We start from the raw sequence: 18132 nt of genomic DNA, 5'->3' as shown, positions 1-18132 counted from the left end.
ACCGTGAATTGCGATCTCCTCCCGAACCACTCGGCAGCCGGCGCCTCCCCAACATTCGCCGGCTGCACGGAGCCGTTGAATGATGACGCGCATGAATCGATCCACCAAGCCGCTCCGACGGCGCCTGTCCGAACAGCTTGAAGAACGGGTGTTGTTCGATGCCGATTTGGCAAACTTCATCGCACTCGATGCAACACCGGACGACATCGAGATCGCCAATCCAGACCTACCTGACGAACGAGCACCGGAAATCCAGACGATTTCCAATCACACCGATCTCGTCCAGCCAGCCGCCCCAGCGGAGCAGTCCACGATCCGTCAAATCGCGTTTGTCGACACCACCATTGACGACTTCGAAACCCTTCTCGAGGACATCGATCAACAAGACCAGCCCCTGGAAATCGTCTACCTTGATCCCGCCAGAGACGGCTTTGCCCAGATCGCCGAAGCGCTCACCGGCAGAACGGAACTCGACGCGATCCATCTGATCTCGCACGGCCGCGATGGCGTGCTGCACTTGGGCGAACAACCGTTCGATGCGGATGATCTATCGAATCAGTATGCGTTGGAACTTGAATCGATCGGCCGCGCCTTGGCAAGCGACGGCGACCTCCTGATCTACGGCTGCGACCTCGCCCGCTCTGGCCCCGGCCAACACCTCATCGACACGCTGGCTCAGTTGACCGGCGCCGACGTCGCCGCATCGGATGACACCACCGGCAATTCTGATGACGGCGGCGACTGGGAATTGGAGTTCCACCACGGACAGATCCAGACCCCGTCACTGTGGATCGAGACAACGGCGATGCAGTGGACCGGCACGCTATCACCGGCGCCGCACGTCTCCTTTCAAGTGCCATCCGAAGCGTTTCTCAATGAGGAGTTCCAATTCGACGTCACCTTTGACAACACGTCACCCACACACTCGGACGCGGGTTTCGCGCCCTACTTTGATCTGCACGTGCCGCACGGTGTTCGCATCAACCACGCCTCCATCTTCGCGGGAACATTGGATCCGATCGTGGCGGGAACGTTCAATGCCGATGGAGATCTGGTCAACGACGGCGGCAATCCCATCCTTCATCCGGTGACGGGACTGACGGTGACCGGATCTGCCGGCGACAGCTTGCTGGTGTATCAATTGCCGTTTGGAAGCTTTGTCCCCGAACAGCCCGATGCGACCGTTCACTTTAGCGCGGCGTTGAGTGGTACCGATGGAGCGACTGTCGGCACGCCACTCGACCTGTCCGCCGTCGGTTTCTTCGCACTGGGAAACGACCCGATTGACAACCGTACGACGGATCCACCGATTTTCGACACAGCGGTCACAGCGTCCGTCACACCGACGGTGTTGCAATTGGTAAAGACCAGTGATGCCGCCGAGGCGGAGCGAAGCACGGGGAGAAACTTCCCCATCACCTTTACGTTGACCCTGAAAGTGGCGGAGGGTGAAACGGTCGAACAGGTGCTGGTGGAAGATGCTCTGCCCCATTCGTACGTCTATGTGCCCGGCTCGCTGCAGGTCATCTCAACGGGCAGCTATTCGACGACGGAGCCCACTGCGGCGTCGCCCACTGCTGGGTCGCCACAAAACCCACCGGGAAACCGGCTTGCAGTCGACCTGGGAAGCCTGACCGGATCTGGTAGCGCCGACGCAGTGATCACCTATCAAGCCTGGATCAGCAAGACCGATGCCGACGGCAATCCGGTCTTGGATGGTTCAAGCGGCGACGACAGGGTCGCGGTGAATGATGCCCAGGTCACCGGAGTCTATCAATCCGCGTCGATTTCCGACAATGACGATTCCACCGACTCGGCCGTTTCACAGCAGTCGTTGTCGATTCAACAATCCGTCGCCATCGTCAACGACACCGGTGCACGCGGTGCGACTCCCGGCGACACGCTTGAGTATGTGATGCACGTTCAAGTCTCGGACTATTTCGAGTTCGCCGACCTGATCGTCCAGGAGACGTTCAGCGATGGACAATTGTGGGACGATTCCTTCCAACCGCTATTCGTGATCCGCGAGCAAGGTGTTGTTTCCAGTGGGACATTCTCTGAAACGCAGCACTCGATCACCAAACAGGGAACCGGCAGTGGGGCGACCGAAGTCCGCTTTGACCTCGCATCGGCCATCAGCGACGGCATTCTGACGGGGGACCGATTTGACGATGCGGACTCGGACGGCGGCACGACGGTCGAAATCCGTTTCCGAACCGTCATCCAAGAAGACTTCACGACGTACTACCTGTCGGGGGACCGATCGGTGGACGCCGGCGATCCGTTGGCCAGTTCCGTCACGGTGACGGGCCGCGTGCGAGACGGAATCAGCGATACACAATTTGAATCGGATTCCAGTGGCACCAGCCTCTTCATTGTCGGGCCGGCGATCAGCAAGTCGGTGTACGCCATCGAGGGAGACACGAACAAACGCAACGACCCGATCATGGCGGGGCAATCGATCACCTACCGACTTGCGTTTTCAATGCCAACAGCTGACTACGAAAACTTGATCCTGACCGACTTCTTGCCGCTGCCGATCTATCGAGCCAACGAAGTCACCTCGTTTGCCGGTGGAGGGCCGTCCGCCACACCGCCGCCTGCGGGCATGTTCAGTTACGGTCCGGCGCACACGTTGGACCAGGTCGCATCGAGCACGGATCCACCGACGCTGGCAGTCGATGGCGATTCCAACAGCGTCCATTTCAATTTTGGCAGTTTTGATGTCGTCGACAGTATCGCAGAAACCATCGAAATCCTGTTCACGGTGACCGCGCAAGACATGCATTTCGACGACGGGTTGTTGTTGACCAACCAAGCGATTGCGACGTATCAGTTGACCACAACGGAAGTCCGCTCATCGAACACGATCACCCAAAACCTGGCCGCAGCCCCCGAGTTGACGATCACCAAGGGAATGGTGTCGACCGATGGACCCCACCCCCGTTTTACATCGACACCGGCACCGACGGCATTCGCGCCGCCCGGCGACCCGGGAATTGCGTTTACCGGACGGATCACCGCTGCGGATCTGGCCACCGATCCGATCGATGCCGATCTCCACGACGTGGATGCGGGGGATCGTGTGAAGGTTGCCATTGCGATCCAGAACTCAGGTGGCGCCGACGGCTTCAATTTAAAAGTCGTCGATGCCCTCCCGCCACAATACGCGATCGCCGCCTCGGGGCTGAACTTGCAAGTCCATCGCGGCGATGGCACGGCACTGGACTTCACCGGCGACCTGTTTACCACCGGTATCGAAATCACCGACCCATCGGCCGCAGAAGGGGCGATCCACAAACAAGCCGACGGCGGCGGCAGCGGATCAAACGTGATCATCATCACCTATGATGTTCAACTACGCGAAGAAGTCGAGATCAATCAAAGCTACCAATCGTCTGCCCAGATCATCGCCTACGGTGCAATCGACGGCGGAGCGAATCATGCGGTCAGTCTGCCGGCGGGGGCACTCGCGGATGACGCAACGATCACGGTCCAGAACGTCGCGACGCACCACTCGATCGTAGCAACCAGCGAGGCGCATACCGGGCTGACCAGCGGCAGCGAACGGATCGCAATCGGCGAAATCGTGCGGTATCAACTGGTGGTGGAAATCCCCGAAGGCACGTTACCGGATCTGGTGATCAGAGATCGACTGCGGAGCGGCATGCAATACCTCGATGATGGCACCGCCACGTTGGCCTTCCTCTCCGACGCCGGAATTTCATCGACAAACGGATCGGGCACGTTGCCCATCGGCCTCGGCGGCGCCGGGAACTCGATCGGCAGCACCGTCATCTCGCCGACGTTTGTTCTGCCGGATATCAATGTCGGTTCAACGTCCAGCCTGCACACGGACACCGATTCCTATAACAACGGGACCGATCCCCAGTTCAAGCTCGGCACCCTCGTCAATCGAGACAACGACGCAAACGCCGAATACATCGTGATCGAGTTCAATGCCCTGGTGCTCAACCACGCGTCGGCGCAACAGAACGCAGTGCTGCGCAATGATTTCCAACTGTCAATCAATCCCACGGAAAAGCCCGGGCGACAGACCCTGCAAACCAGCAATCAAGCCAACGCCCGAGTCGTTGAACCGACGATGGATGACTTGGCGATCCGTGTTTCTCCATCCAACGCGGACGCCGGCGATCGAGTGACGTTCACCATCGAATTCAGCAACGACAACTCCGCAAGGAACTCCGACGCCTTTGAAGCTCGGCTGACCAGTCTGCTGCCCGACCAAGTCACGTTGCATGCCGACACGATCCGTGTCCTTAACAGCGGTGGATTCGGAACCATCACCGACCACTCCTCCGGCAATCAGATCGAGATCGCGTTTGACCATATCCCCACCGGTGGTCGCGTGACGGTGACTTTCGACGCGACGCTCGAATTACCCGTTCAACCGGGTGAAGCCCTGATCACGCCCGTGAACCTGACCTACACCAGTTTGCCGGGATCGGGTACCGCCGGAAACCCGACCGGCAGCGATGTGCCTGGTGGATCCGGCAGTGGGACCGGCGAGCGAACCGGAACCGGTGGCGTGAACCATCATTTCGACAACGCCTCGACGCGGCTGACCGTGTTCTCACCGACCGTCACCAAATCACTCGTCTCGACCAGCATCGTCGACGCGAACAACGCCATAGCGGAAACCGTGATCGGCGAGCGGGCCACTTATGAATTGGTGGTGACCATTCCCGAAGCCACCATGAACCGCGCCGTCGTGATTGATACGCTGGAAGCTGGGCTGGTTTTTGAAAGCCTGGATGCGGTGACGGTCGATTCAGCAATCGTGTCAGACGTTTCCGGCCCGGTCACACCACAAATCAGTGGACAACAGATCCGATTCGATTTTGGGAATCTGATCAATGCGCCCAACGACTCGGCACCGGAGACCATCACGATTCGGTACACCGTGCGCACCGACAATACAGCCGGCAACCAGGGCGAGCAGGCCGGTACGGTGCTGTCCAATGCCGCCAGGGTGACATGGGAGCTAAACGGTGCAACTCGATCGACGGCCAGCGCCGTGGCCGATGTGACTGTGATCGAACCCGATTTGGAATTGGTCTACGTGGCCTCGCCGGACCACGTCGATGCTGGTGATCGCGTGACGCTGGATTTGGTGGTTCGTCATTCCGCGGCCAGCGACACCGATGCATTTGACGTCATCCTCTCGGAAGTCTTGCCGAGCGCGTTGCAAAATGTTTCTTTGGTTTCGGTGCTTCATTCCAGCGCCGGCGACCTGTCGTCACTCTTCGACCTCTCGTCGACAACCAACACGGTCACCACCATCGCCCCAGCCGGATTTGATTTACGAAAGGGCGAAACGTTGACGCTTCGAGTGACCGGCGTTGTCAGCCAATCGGTCAACCCTGGACAAACACTGACCGGCAATGCAGACGTCCGCTGGACCAGCATGGACGGGGCAACCGCGGTCGAACGCACTGGCGACGGAGAAGATCACGGGATCGGGAGCGGGGGCGTCAACGACTATCGAGCCACACGATCGACTGATCTGCACATCATCCGTCCGCTGACGACCAAGGAACTGGTGGGGACGGGGATCAACGACCTTAACAATTCAACGACTGAAGCCGTCATCGGGGAACTGGTTCAATACCGCATCCGCGTTCAGATACCGGAGTCCACGATTGACGACGCAAGGATCATCGATACCTTGGACCCCGGATTGGAATTCGTCTCCTTTGACAGCCTTGCGGTGACCAGTGGCGGTGCCGCGACGCACATCATCACCAGCGATGGAAACCCAATCGACCAGCTTGCCGCGTACCATCCAACTCTCGACGGCCAGCAATTGACGTTCGATCTTGGGCAAATCATCAATCCCGACAATGACAACGCCAAGATTGAGTCATTGGAAATTGTTTACACCGCTCGGGTCGTCAATGCGTCGGTCAATCAACAGTCGACGAGGGTCGGCAATGACGTGCAGTTCGTCTGGGTTCGTGGCGGCGTCGTGGATGCGACGGCGGTCAGCAGCGCCACGGACGTGACGATCATCGAACCGAATTTGCAAGTCATTCATTCGGTTAGTAGGCCGAGCGGTGATGCCTTGGATGCGGTCACGTACACTTCAACGATCCGCCACACAGCGGACAGCCAGGCCGACGCCTTCGACACAACCTTTATCGCATCGCTGCCGACGGACATGGACATCACGTCGTATTCCGTCACACACAGCGTTCTGGGTGATTTGACCGCTGGGTTTGAATGGCTCGCCGGCAACCAATTGCAACTCAAAGCCGGACAATCGGTGGACATCGCGTTGACCGAATCGCTGACCATCACGGTCGTCGGCACGATCCATGCTGATGTGATGCCGGCAGACATTCATTCCAGCACCGCGACGATTGCCTGGTCCAGTTTGAACGGAGCCGACGCAACGGAGCGGACCGGCGCGGGCGGTTTGCCGATCAGCGGATCGACGCCCCTGAACAACTACGCCGCGACCGACGAGACGACGTTTACCGTGAATCCGATTGGCCTTTCCAAGTCCCTGCTCGGCACCAGCATCAACGACGGCAGCAACGGCGTGAATGACGTCGTGATCGGAGAATCGGTGACGTATCAGTTGGAGGTCACCCTGCCCGAGGGTGACGCCGAGGCGCTGGTGATCACGGACACCATGGATCTGGGGCTGGAGTTTGTTTCACTCGATTCGGTGGTCCACTCCGCCGGCCTTGCCTGGAGCGCCGCTTCGTTCTCGCCATCGATCGTCGGTGACGGCCAAACGCCCCCCCAATCGCTTATCTTCGACTTGGGCGATGTCACGAATTCTGACACAGACAACGGCGTTACGGAATCGATCGTGCTGACATATACCGCACGTGTGTCCAATCTCCCATCCAATGCATCCCTCCCCGTCTCCGGCGGAACGATCTTGGACGAATCGGCGACACTCACCTACAACCATCGCGGGACGTCGAAAACAACGCCGCCGGTTTCGGCGAGTGATGTCACCGTCCTGGAACCGCAACTCCGTCTTGCCGTCACCGTCAGCGATCACACGCCATCATTGAATCAAGTGGTACGCTACACGACGACGATCGGGCACAGCGCTGGCAGCAATGCAACCGCCCACAATCTGTCCTTCTTGGACACGCTTCCCGAAGGAATGCAGTTGCTGGGTGTGACGGTCACCGGAGCGACGCTCGAATTTGACGGTTCCGATTCGGGGTCGGTGGCGCTGCTGTTGGACTCGTTGCCGGTTGGACAAACCGCGACCATCCGATACGACGTCCGCATCACCGACAACCTCGCCGCGATCACCAACACGCTGCAGAATGATGCCGTTGTTCAATGGACGTCATTGCCGGACGGGGTGTACAGCGGAGACAACACCGAACGCGATGGGGACGGTGGGCACAGCGGTCAAGACGACTACGTGGCGCAAGCACGCGAAACATCGACGATCATCCATCCGCTGGTGGAGATCACGCAGTCGACGATCGCAACGACACCGGCGGCATCGGGAACCACCGGCAATGTCGACATCACCTACGAGTTGACAATCACTAGCACCGGCAACGATCCACTGACACAGATCGCGATCGACGAAGACTTCTCGATCCTGTTCGGTAACGGATTCGTCGACGTGGTGGTCCCGCCGGCCGTGATCCACACGACGGCGAACCGTCCCCTGACGCTCAACCCCGTCTACGACGGGACATCGATCAATCCCTCCATCGTCGACAACTCCGTCGGCAACTCCAATCGCATGCTTCCAGGCGAATCTGTGACGATTCGATTGACGGTGGAAGTCGATCCGGATGCGCCAGGCATCTCGGTCGACAATGGATCCATGATCGCCCAGGCCCAGGTGAGCGGTGTCGGAGAGGTTTCGGGGTTGACCGCAGTCGACCTGAGCGATGACCCGGATCGTCCGGCGAATGTTGAACTGGATCCGATTGCCGACAATGAGCCTGACGATCCAAACATCCACCGGATCCCAATGCTCAGTCTGACCAAGCAGATCATCGGATCGCCCACCCCATCGACCAGCGGCGTGTCGGGCAACTACGACGTGACCTATCAAATCCGCATCGACAACAACGGCTCCACTCCCCTCGATGAGTTGACGTTGGTGGAGGACCTGGAAGAACTTCTGGGTGACGCTTTCGTCGGCATCGTCTCAGCTCCGGCCGTGGTGGACGGCAATGCCAGCGACGCCCCGAAATTGAATGCCGGATATTCCGGGCGGGGGACCGGAACGTCACTGATTGATGCTTCCGCATCGGGACGCTTGGATTCCGGCCAGTTTCTCGTGATTCAGCTCACGATCGAACTCGACCCCGATGCCCCGGGACGCAGACTTGACTCGGTCCGCGATGACGCCAATGGCGATTTTGAAAACCAAGCCGTCATCGCGGCGAAGGATCCGGTGACGGGTCAAATGGTCTGGGATCGATCGGATGATCCCACGGATCCCACCAACGTCGATGGTGATCCGGCCAACCCCGATGACCACAGCGACGACGACAATGACCCCGACGATCCGGTCTCGCTGGAATTCGTGGAAATCGGCGTCGCCAAACGCGTCAGCCACGAGCAGCGGATCGGGATGTCATCGCTGGTGACGATCCAAATCATGGTCGAAAACACCGGCTCGGTTTACCTGGAGAACATCGAATTGCTGGACGATGTGCAGTCTCAATTTGGGGACAACTTTGATTCCGTCGTCACCGCGCCGACCATCATCGCAAGTTCCGCGATGGTTGATCCGATTCTGCAGCCCGGGTACGCCGACAATCCATCACAAAACATGTTCGACGGCAACAGCGGCCGCCTCGCACCGGGCGAGCAGGTGTTGGTGCAACTGGTGGTGCGGGTCAAGCCAACCACCGGTCAGGCAAACGTGGTCTTGGTCAACCAAGCGATGGCGGCGGGCACGCCCATCGACGCAGCCGGCAGCCCCGTGATGAATCAATCCAACCAAACCATCCGCCGTGTGACCGATTGGTCAGACTCAGGCACCGATCCGGCAACCAACAACCCCGGCGCACCGGGCGATACCGGCGGCTTTGATGATCCGACACCGACGTCGCTGACGTACTTCACGTATGACGGTTTCAATAATTTTAGCAACCCGTTTGATGTTGCCAGACAATACGAAAGTGACTCCACGGCGTTTCCCACCCGATTGCTCAGCCAGGAGATCCCGCGGCTCGCCGCAAACCCGATCTTTTCGGGTACCGCGCTGCCGGGGGCCAGAGTCATTGCAACGCTCTACAACTCCGATGGAGAGCAACTCGTCCGCGCATCCGTCTTCGCGGACATGGGTGGCAACTGGATGATGCAATTCCAGGGTTTGGATCAGGAGGAAGAGGTACGTGTGGAGTTCGAAGAAATCAGCACTGCGGCGGAAACGTTTACGACTGCCGGTGACAGCTTCGGCGCCCCGGGGCTACCCCACGGGCAAACACATTACCACTCCCTGCAACATTGGTCCGCCTACGATGACCGTTACGATTTCAATGCCGTCTATCGCGGGTCGGCCCGACAGTCGCTTTCCAATGAGCATCGGCAAGCCAATCGACCGATCGGATTCGGCGGGTAGGGAATCGGGTGGGCAAAACGATGGGGAAAGGATGGCAGAATGATACGGGGCAGAATGATGGAATGCGGGAAAGTGAACGAGTTGGTTTGATCATTTCCCCCATCGTTTCACGCTGTGAAGCATTTTCCCCCTGTAGTTCTTTAGATTTTAGCGGCAGGGCGCGAGCCCTCCGGTTCTTCCTCTTTGCCAAAACACCGGAGGGCTCCCGCCCTGCCGCTAAAAAGATGCTTCACAGCGTAGCCCATCATTCTGCCACCCCATCATTCTGCCGCCCCCTTTCCTCCGCTCCCGCAGAGTTCGTCCCAGTTGCAAGGCATAGCTTCTGGTCAACCGTTTCTGTCACCAGACCGAGTTGCATGAGCGTTTCGAGCGCCCGATCGACTCGAAAATCAATTTCGACCTCGATCGCCTCACGGATCAATCGCTCGCATTTGCGTCTCAGTCGGCGTCGGCTGATCGGTTCCGGTTCGGTCGCGAGTGCATAGTACGCCAGCGAGGCTTCGTTGGTCGATTGGCGGCCGGCTTGTTGGATAATCTGAAACGCGGCACCGGCGTTGGTATCCAGCTTTTGAAAGTACAGGTTCCGTGTCAGATCCAACAAATAGCGATTCTTGGTTTGGAAGTAGCTGAAGAAGCTTTTGACACAGTAGCCGATCCCGGCGAGGATCAAACCGATGACCAGGGCGGTGGAGTAGTACGCGGCCAACGCGAGAGTGACCAGCACGAACCGCGAGATCTTTTGCAACGACAACAGCCATCCGCCCAGGCTGGGCGCGATCACCTTCACCCGGTCGAGTTTGCTGAGTCGGACTTGCGTGCCCGGCAGCAACATATCGACGTCCTGTTTGGGGATGTTCTTGAAGATCCGCAGGTGGAATTGTCCGGCGGCCAGCATTTCGCCCCGTTCGTGGTCTTCGGCCAATTGAAACAGCACGACGAGCCGTTGGTAGATGGCGACGTCGACCATTTCCATGCGATACAGATTCTGCAGGCGGCGTTTGCACCGACGCCCGATGATGTCACCGCGGGCGTAGACGGCCAGTTGTTGAAACAGGCCAAAATTCGCACTCATCGGAACGCCCCAATGGCTTGAAACCCCGACGCATTTCTCGATGTCCTCCTGGCTGAGCTTCTGGTAGGCGGCATCGGCCAACATCTGATCACACAGTTCCATCAGCCGGGCGGAGTGGTCGACCACCTGGTCGCACTGTAAATCAATCGGGATTTTGCAATCGCTATCGGGATCGACCGCGTGGTACCGATCCGAAAATTGGGCGTGATACTGCGACGTTTTCGCCGCCACATGATCACTGATTTTCCGGACCGCGGCTGCAAAGGCGTCGCGTCCGGCTGGATCCAGCCCGGCGGTTTTCTCCGCCCGATTGCCCAGGTATTCGACCAAGGTCTGCGTTTCGATGGGCAAAAAGGGTTCGATCGACCACTGCGTCGCGTCATCATCGATCCACCCCGACGTGCTGACCTCGCTGATCCCACGCGTCAGCGGGCCTGTTCGGTCGATGGACCAGTTGGTAAGAATTCGGTCGACCGATCCAGACACGGCAATGACGCAAAAGCGAAAAGGGACAGAAATGGCGACGCGGCCAAACCGAGTATTTGAACCGATCCCCCAGCGAGATGATAGCGATCCCGTTCCCGCGGTGGCGGGAGTCGCCTTGGACATGGACGGATTGCTGTTCGATACCGAACGGATCTATTGGCAAGTCGGGGACACGATTTTGCAACGTCGCGGACACCGTTACAGTGCCGCCCTGCAGGCACGAATGATGGGGCGGATCGGCACGGCCGCCGTCCAGCAAATGATCGATTTCCACTCCCTGGACGACTCCCCGGACGCGTTGCTGGCCGAATCGGACCAGTTGTACGGAGAGCTTTTACCCGAACTGCTGAGGCCGATGCCGGGATTGGAAGCCTGGATCGATCACCTGCAACAAAGTGGCGTTCCGTTTGCCTTGACCACCAGCAGTCGCCGAAAATGGGTGGACGTGATTTTCGCCGAACTGCACTGGCGGCAATCCCTGACCTTCGTCTTGACCGGCGACGACGTCCGCCAAGGCAAACCGCACCCGGAGATGTACCTGACCGCCGCCGAAAAATTCCAGCTCCAACCGCAGGCCATGCTGGTGCTCGAAGACAGCGGCAACGGCTGTGCGGCGGGAGTCGCGGCCGGAGCAAACGTCGTTGCGATCCCCAACGAACACACCCGCCAACAGGACTTCAGCGGCGCGATGCTGGTCGCCGAATCGTTGCTGGACCAACGGTTGTGGGAACTGTTGCGATAGGGTGCCGAAGTTGGGATAGGCTTTCAGCCTGTCGGTTGCCGCATGACAGGCTGGAAGCCTATCCCAAACCCCCTACGTCGCCGACTGCTTTGAATCCGGCTGACTGGATTCCATCTTTTCACGCAACTCTTTGCAGGCGTCGGAAGGATTGCTGCACAAGGAGCAACTGGTGCTGCCGTCTTCGTTGGTTTTGTTGGCCAATCCGCCGCAGGAACCACTGATCGATCGCCGACCAAAAACGACTCCGATCGCCATCGCGAACAGCAGAATCGAAAACACGCCAAAGGTCAGGATGGCGATCGGCACCAGTGCCGCCAACCAACTGGTGGTCTCCGCCGCATCCGGTGTCGCCTGGGCGTACTGTGCCAAAACCCCGCTGCCTACCATTTGATACTCCTTCGCCCCGCTGCGCGAGACGAGCAATGCATGAAGGTCGTTTTGCGTTGCGATCGCCAATGCCGGCTCTGGTCCCAAGACATTCAGGGCGGTCGCCCAACCATCGGCCTGCATGCAAGTCTTGGCGATCACAGTCACCGATGCGAGGTCGTGTTCCACGGGCGAACCGGTCCGCGGGTCGATGGTGTGAGAATATCGTTTGCCATCGACGACATACACATTGCGGTAATCCCCGGACGTCGCCATCGCGTTGCCGGCCGATTCATTTTGCAACATCGGATGAGCGATCATCACCGTGTCCTTGGCGGCATCGGGCAATTGAATACCGACCTTCCAAGCGCCACCGGGCTTGTCGCCCGTGGTCCGCACCTCGCCACCGATTTCGACAAACACGTCCCCTGCGCCGAGCTCGGCCAGTTTGTCGACCACTCGATCGACACCGTGTCCCTTGGCGATCGACGAAAGATCGATCTGCAACTCGGGAATCAGCTTGCGCAAACTGGGAGGATCCGTGCGAACCTCCAACTTTTTGTAGCCGATCGTTTCCATCAGCATTTTGATCGTGTCCGGGTCGGGAACCGCCGACGAACGTTCCGTGGGACCAAAGTTCCATGCATTGACCAACGGCGCAACGGTGATGTCAAAGGCACCGTCCGTCATTTTCGCGATGGATTGAGCTTCCGCAACGACTTGGGCGAATTCGACACTGACGTCGAACCACTCGGTGCTGGTCGATCGATTGAACCGGCTGATCTCCGACGACTTGAGATACGTCGACATCTGGTCATTGACACGTCTTAGTTCGGCATCGATGGCGAACCGCAGCGTCTGGTCATCCAGTGTCTCCGCACCGGCGACTTTGACCATGTACAACGTCCCCATCGTCTTGCCGCGGTACTCGCGAATCGTCCGCGGAGCCGCCGAGTCGCCCTGGCCGTTTGCCGCCGTGGGGCTGAAACCGGTCAGGGGAAACAAAAGAAACGCGACCAGCAGCAAGGCTCGTCGCGTTTGTTGGATCATCATGGTTGTTACCGATCGTTGGGGAATGGACCGCGTCTACTCCATTGTCTCAATCATCAACCGCCGAAGTCATCGTAGGCGATATTTTCCGGTTCGACGCCCAGGTCGTCCAGCATGCGGAACACGGCCTGGTTCATCATCGGCGGGCCACAGATGTAGTACTCGATGTCTTCCGGCGCGGGATGCTTGCTCAAGTAGTTGTCCAACAACACTTGGTGAATGAACCCTTGGTAGCCGTCCCAATTGTCTTCGGGCAACGGATCCGAGAGCGCGATGTTGAACTTGAAATTCGGGAAATCCTTTTCGATGTCGCGGAAGTGATCGATGTAGAACAATTCACGCAAACTTCGGCCGCCGTACCAGTAGCTGACCTTTCGATCCGTCTTTTGCCGTTTGAACAATTCAAAAATGTGACTCCGCAGCGGAGCCATACCGGCACCACCACCGATGTAGACCATTTCCGCGTCGGTGTCCTTGATGAAGAACTCGCCGTACGGGCCACTGATGGTCGCCTTGTCACCGGGTTTCAGGCTGAAGATCCAGCTACTCATTTTCCCCGGCGGCAATTCCGGGTTTCTCGGCGGCGGGGTCGCGACGCGAATGTTCAGCATGATGATGCCTTTTTCGCCCGGATAGTTCGCCATCGAATAGGCCCGAATCACCGGCTCGTCGACCTTCGACACGAAACGCCAGATGTCGTACTTATCCCAATCTTCGTGGTACTCTTCTTCGATATCAAAGTCTTTGTAGTTCGCCACGTGGGGCGGGCATTCAATTTGAATGTAACCGCCGGCTTTGAAATTGACGTCTTCGCCTTCGGGCAGCTCGAGCACGAACTCTTTGATGAAGGTGGCCACGTTGTGGTTGCTACGGACCGTGCATTCCCACTTCTTGGTGTCGAACGCTTCGGCGGGAACCTCGACGTTCATGTCCTGCTTGACGGCCACTTGGCAGGAGAGGCGTTCGCCCTCGCGAGCTGCTTTTTTGGAGATGTGGTCCTTTTCGGTCGCCAGGATTTCACCGCCGCCCTCAAGCACCTTGACCTTGCATTGGGCACAGGTTCCGCCGCCCCCGCAGGCACTGGAGACGAACACGCCGGCATCGGCCAGGGCGCCCAACAGCTTTCCGCCGGCGGGAACTTCGATCTCTTTTTGCTCGTTGATCATGATCTTTACGGGGCCTGACGCAACAAGCTGCGCTTTCGCGCCTAAGATCAAGACCACCAACGCCACCACGACCAGGGTGAACATTGCGATGCCAAGGATTACGGTGCCCATATCGGATCGATTTGATTGAAGGTTTCTGAGTATCGTCTGGTCAAAGTTGCTTTCGCTCAGCGTGCAACAGCCGGGTTAGAGCTGGATTCCGCTAAACGACATGAATGCGAGCGCCATCAGCCCGACGGTGATGAACGTGATTCCTAAACCGCGAAGCGGCGGGGGGACATCACTGTATTTCATCTTTTCACGGATTCCGGCGAGTGCCGCGATGGCGAGCGCCCAACCGATCCCACAGCCCAGGCCGTAGGTGCACGACTCGGCGAATGAGTAGTTCCGTTCTTGCATGAACAGCGACGCGCCCAAGATGGCACAGTTCACCGTGATCAGCGGCAAGAAGATCCCCAGCGTGTTGTAGAGCGCGGGAAAAAACTTGTCCAAGAACATTTCCAGGATTTGAACCATGGCGGCGATCACGCCGATGTAGCTGATAAACCCGAGAAAGGTCAGGTCGACGGTCGCAAAGTAACCGGGCGAAACGGGAAGCAATCCCTCCGCCCATGTCAACGCGCCTTTCTTGAGGAACCAGGCGTAGATGAACTGGTTGGCCGGCACCGTGATCGCTTCGATCACAATCACGGCGATGCCCAGCCCGATCGCCGTTTTGACGTTCTTGCTGATCGCCAGGAACGTGCACATCCCGAGGAAAAATGCCAACGCCAGGTTTTCGACGAAGACGGCTTTCAGCAGGATGCTGAGATGGGTTTCTATGATTTCTTGCATGGTTCTATCCTCAGGACTCTTCGATTTGTTCCGGTTTGTATGCTCGGATCAACCAAATCAGGAAGCCGATCAAGAAAAACGCACTCGGTGGCAACAGCATCAAGTTGTTGGGGTTGTACCAGCCGCCGTTGCGATCCAGCGGCAGGATGACGTAGCCCATCAGGGTTCCGCTGCCGAGCAGTTCGCGGAAGAACGCGACAAACAGCAAGACCAGGCCGTAGCCGAGTCCGTTGCCGATCCCGTCCCAGAAGCTCAGCCAGGGGCCGTTCTTCATCGCAAATCCTTCGGCGCGTCCCATCACGATACAGTTGGTGATGATCAAACCGACGAACACCGAAAGCTGCTTGCTGATGTCGAAGAAGTAAGCTTTCAGGAATTGGTCGACGACGATCACCAGCGACGCGATCACGGTCATCTGTACGATGATCCGGATGCTGCTGGGGATGTAGGAGCGGATCGCACTGACGGCCAGGTTGCTGAACGCCGTCACGGCGATCACGGCGACGGCCATCACGATCGATGTCTCCATCTTGGTCGTCACTGCCAACGCACTACAGATCCCGAGGATTTGTAAGGCGATCGGGTTGTTGTCGACCAGTGGATCGACGATCACAGATTTTGCAGTTTTTTCAGCCATTTCTCAGGACCCCGATGTCTTCGACGTGCCGTTTTTTAGTTGTGACAAGAATGGTCCGTATCCATCCTCGCTGGCCCAGTAACGCAACAGGTTCGTCACGCCCCGGCTGGTGATGGTCGCCCCGGACAATCCATCGACCGCGTAAGGGTTTCCCGCAGGAGCGGTGCCTTTGTAAACCAAGGCGGCCGGCTGCCCGTTTTCGTCGTAGAGCTTCTGGTCTTCCCATTGCGCCTTCCAGGCCGGGTTGTCGACTTCGCCACCCAAACCGGGCGTTTCGGCGTGCTCGTAAAACGTCAAACCTTGGATCGTTTCCAGGTCGCCCTTGAGTGCCAAGTATCCGTACAACGTCGACCACAGTCCCTTGCCGTAGACAGGCAACACGACTTGTTGAAAGCCATCGGATCCGGGCTTGGTGACGAAGTAGACCTTCGCCACTTTCTCGCGGCGATCGACACCCGGATCGTACGGCACTTCGCCGATCTCGGTGCTACTGTCGACCTTTTCAGCCGCTTCACGCGGGTCGTAGTCGGCCGGGTCCATGTCCTCGACGATCTCGCCGGTTTGCAAATCGACCAGCTCTTCGCTGACCCATGCGTACAGTTCGTCGATCTGCTCCCGGGAAAGCTCGCTGGCCGGCTTGCCATATTCGCCGATCGACAGCCCCGCGGCGTCCAGAATGTTCTTCTGGCGATCGAGCATCTTGTTTTCTTCCTGCTTGCCCTTGAGTCCGACAGCGGCAACGCTGACGACCAGCGAGCAGACGACGCACAGGATGGTCGCCGTGAGCAGGGTGTTAACAGTTGAATCACGTTGTGACATAGCGTGCCATCCTCCGGCGAACGTTTGCGGAAACAACGAAGTAATCGATCAAAGGCGCGAACACGTTGCCGAATAAAATGGCCAACATGATGCCTTCGGGAAACGCCGGGTTAATGCATCGAATCAAAACGGTCATGAAACCGATCAGCCCGCCGTAGATCCATTTTCCCTTCTCCGTCATCGAAGCACTGACCGGGTCGGTTGCCATGAACACCAGACCGAACGCCAGACCGCCGATCACGAAGTGCCAGTAAAACGGAACGCTCATCATCGGGTTGCTGCCCGTGGTGACCCCGTTCAGTAACAACGACGTCGCGGCGACTCCGCCCAGCACACCGACCATGATCTTCCAGGAACCGATCCCGGCGCCGATCAAAATCGCGGCACCGATCAAGCACATCAGCGTGCTGGTCTCGCCGACGCATCCCTGAACCGTTCCCAGAAACGCACTGGTCCAGGTGATCGGTTCCGACCAGGTCACCGGGTCGGCGGCACCGAGGGAATAATTCACCGACTCCAGCGACGCCAGGGCCGCGTTGGATTCGCCGCCCGGATCGGGCGTCGCAACGGCCATTTGGCCCAGTGCGGTCGCGCCGCTGAACCCGTCGACCGCCGTCCAGACTTTGTCACCGCTGATTTGTCCGGCGTGTGCAAAGTACAGGAACGCCCGGCTGGTCAGGGCCACGTTCAAGAAGTTTCGTCCGGTCCCCCCGAACACCTCCTTGGCGACGATCACGCCGAACGCGATCCCGACGGCGACTTGCCAGAGCGGAATCGAGGCCGGCAGGGTGAGCGGAAACAGCAACCCCGTGACGAGGAAGCCTTCGTTGATCTCGTGGCCGCGAAGGACACTGAAGACCATTTCGATGTGGCCGCCGACGAACATGCAAACGAAGTAGATCGGGATGAAAAAGATCGCCCCGAGCACCATGCAGTCGGCGATGCTGCCCGGATCATTGGTGAATCCGATGGCGTTGTGAATCGTGTAATGCCAATCACCGACGTACTTCTCCCCTGCCTCGGCGGCCCGCTGGATCGTGGTGTTCGCCTGATAGCCGACGTTCCACATTCCAAACAGTGTCGCAGGCACGAGAGCCATCACAACGGTGATCATCATTCGCTTCAGATCGATGTTGTCACGCACGTGCGTTTGCCCGTGAGTGATTTCGCCCGGCGTGTACAGAAACGTGTCAATCGATTCGTACACCGGATACGCGATCTGCAGCGGTCCGCCCTTGTCAAACAGCGGATGGACTTTGTCCAGAGCAGCGCGGAGTGCTTTCATTGGTCAGTCTTGCCCAATAACGGTATTTTCTGAGTAAATGGAACGGCTCGGCAGCTCCCCGCCGCGTCCGCTAGGTGTCTGTGAAC

Annotated in this window: 9 protein-coding genes; 2 read left to right on the top strand and 7 right to left on the bottom strand. The window is 58.4% G+C overall.

Annotated features, from left to right (window positions below; all coding sequences use genetic code 11):
* The first annotated feature begins 91 nt into the window (after nt 1-91).
* Nucleotides 92-9589, top strand: coding sequence for a DUF4347 domain-containing protein (locus Enr13x_RS20375; RefSeq protein ID WP_197455228.1), 9498 nt, complete (start codon nt 92-94; stop codon nt 9587-9589).
* A gap of 244 nt (nt 9590-9833) precedes the next feature.
* Here the strand turns inward: Enr13x_RS20375 and Enr13x_RS20370 are convergent, their stop codons facing one another.
* Complete coding sequence (locus Enr13x_RS20370; protein WP_197455227.1) at nt 9834-11147, bottom strand: DUF3754 domain-containing protein; 1314 nt, start codon at nt 11145-11147, stop codon at nt 9834-9836.
* A gap of 4 nt (nt 11148-11151) precedes the next feature.
* On the opposite strand from Enr13x_RS20370, the gene Enr13x_RS20365 reads away from it, so the two are divergent.
* Nucleotides 11152-11889 (top strand): HAD family hydrolase, encoded by a 738-nt coding sequence (locus Enr13x_RS20365; protein WP_390620980.1) that lies wholly within the window; start codon nt 11152-11154, stop codon nt 11887-11889.
* 72 nt (nt 11890-11961) lie between these two features.
* Here Enr13x_RS20365 and Enr13x_RS20360 read toward each other — a convergent pair whose 3' ends face one another.
* The 6 genes from Enr13x_RS20360 to Enr13x_RS20335 all read right to left on the bottom strand — a co-directional run bounded on the left by Enr13x_RS20360 (nt 11962) and on the right by Enr13x_RS20335 (nt 18046).
* Nucleotides 11962-13308 carry an FAD:protein FMN transferase gene (locus Enr13x_RS20360; RefSeq protein ID WP_145388762.1) on the bottom strand — a complete coding sequence of 449 codons (1347 nt, stop codon included), beginning with the start codon at nt 13306-13308 and terminating at the stop codon, nt 11962-11964.
* 53 nt (nt 13309-13361) lie between these two features.
* Entirely contained in the window at nt 13362-14582 is a 1221-nt protein-coding gene (gene nqrF / locus Enr13x_RS20355; protein WP_145388761.1) for an NADH:ubiquinone reductase (Na(+)-transporting) subunit F, read from the bottom strand.
* A 75-nt stretch (nt 14583-14657) separates the two neighbouring features.
* The gene (gene nqrE, locus Enr13x_RS20350; protein WP_197456193.1) at nt 14658-15296 is read right to left on the bottom strand and encodes an NADH:ubiquinone reductase (Na(+)-transporting) subunit E; all 639 of its coding nucleotides are present in this window, start codon (nt 15294-15296) and stop codon (nt 14658-14660) included.
* Between the two features lie 19 nt (nt 15297-15315).
* Complete coding sequence (locus tag Enr13x_RS20345) at nt 15316-15942, bottom strand: NADH:ubiquinone reductase (Na(+)-transporting) subunit D (RefSeq protein ID WP_145388759.1); 627 nt, start codon at nt 15940-15942, stop codon at nt 15316-15318.
* 3 nt (nt 15943-15945) lie between these two features.
* Nucleotides 15946-16761, bottom strand: coding sequence for a Na(+)-translocating NADH-quinone reductase subunit C (locus Enr13x_RS20340; protein WP_145388758.1), 816 nt, complete (start codon nt 16759-16761; stop codon nt 15946-15948).
* Nucleotides 16748-18046, bottom strand: coding sequence for an NADH:ubiquinone reductase (Na(+)-transporting) subunit B (locus Enr13x_RS20335; RefSeq protein WP_145388757.1), 1299 nt, complete (start codon nt 18044-18046; stop codon nt 16748-16750). Before Enr13x_RS20335 ends, Enr13x_RS20340 begins: the two co-directional genes overlap by 14 nt.
* Nucleotides 18047-18132 lie beyond the last annotated feature (86 nt).

The sequence above is a fragment of the Stieleria neptunia genome (assembly GCF_007754155.1).
Lineage (GTDB): Bacteria > Planctomycetota > Planctomycetia > Pirellulales > Pirellulaceae > Stieleria > Stieleria neptunia.
The sequence above is the reverse complement of the archived record's forward strand: the minus strand, read 5'-3'. Positions and strand labels throughout refer to the sequence as shown.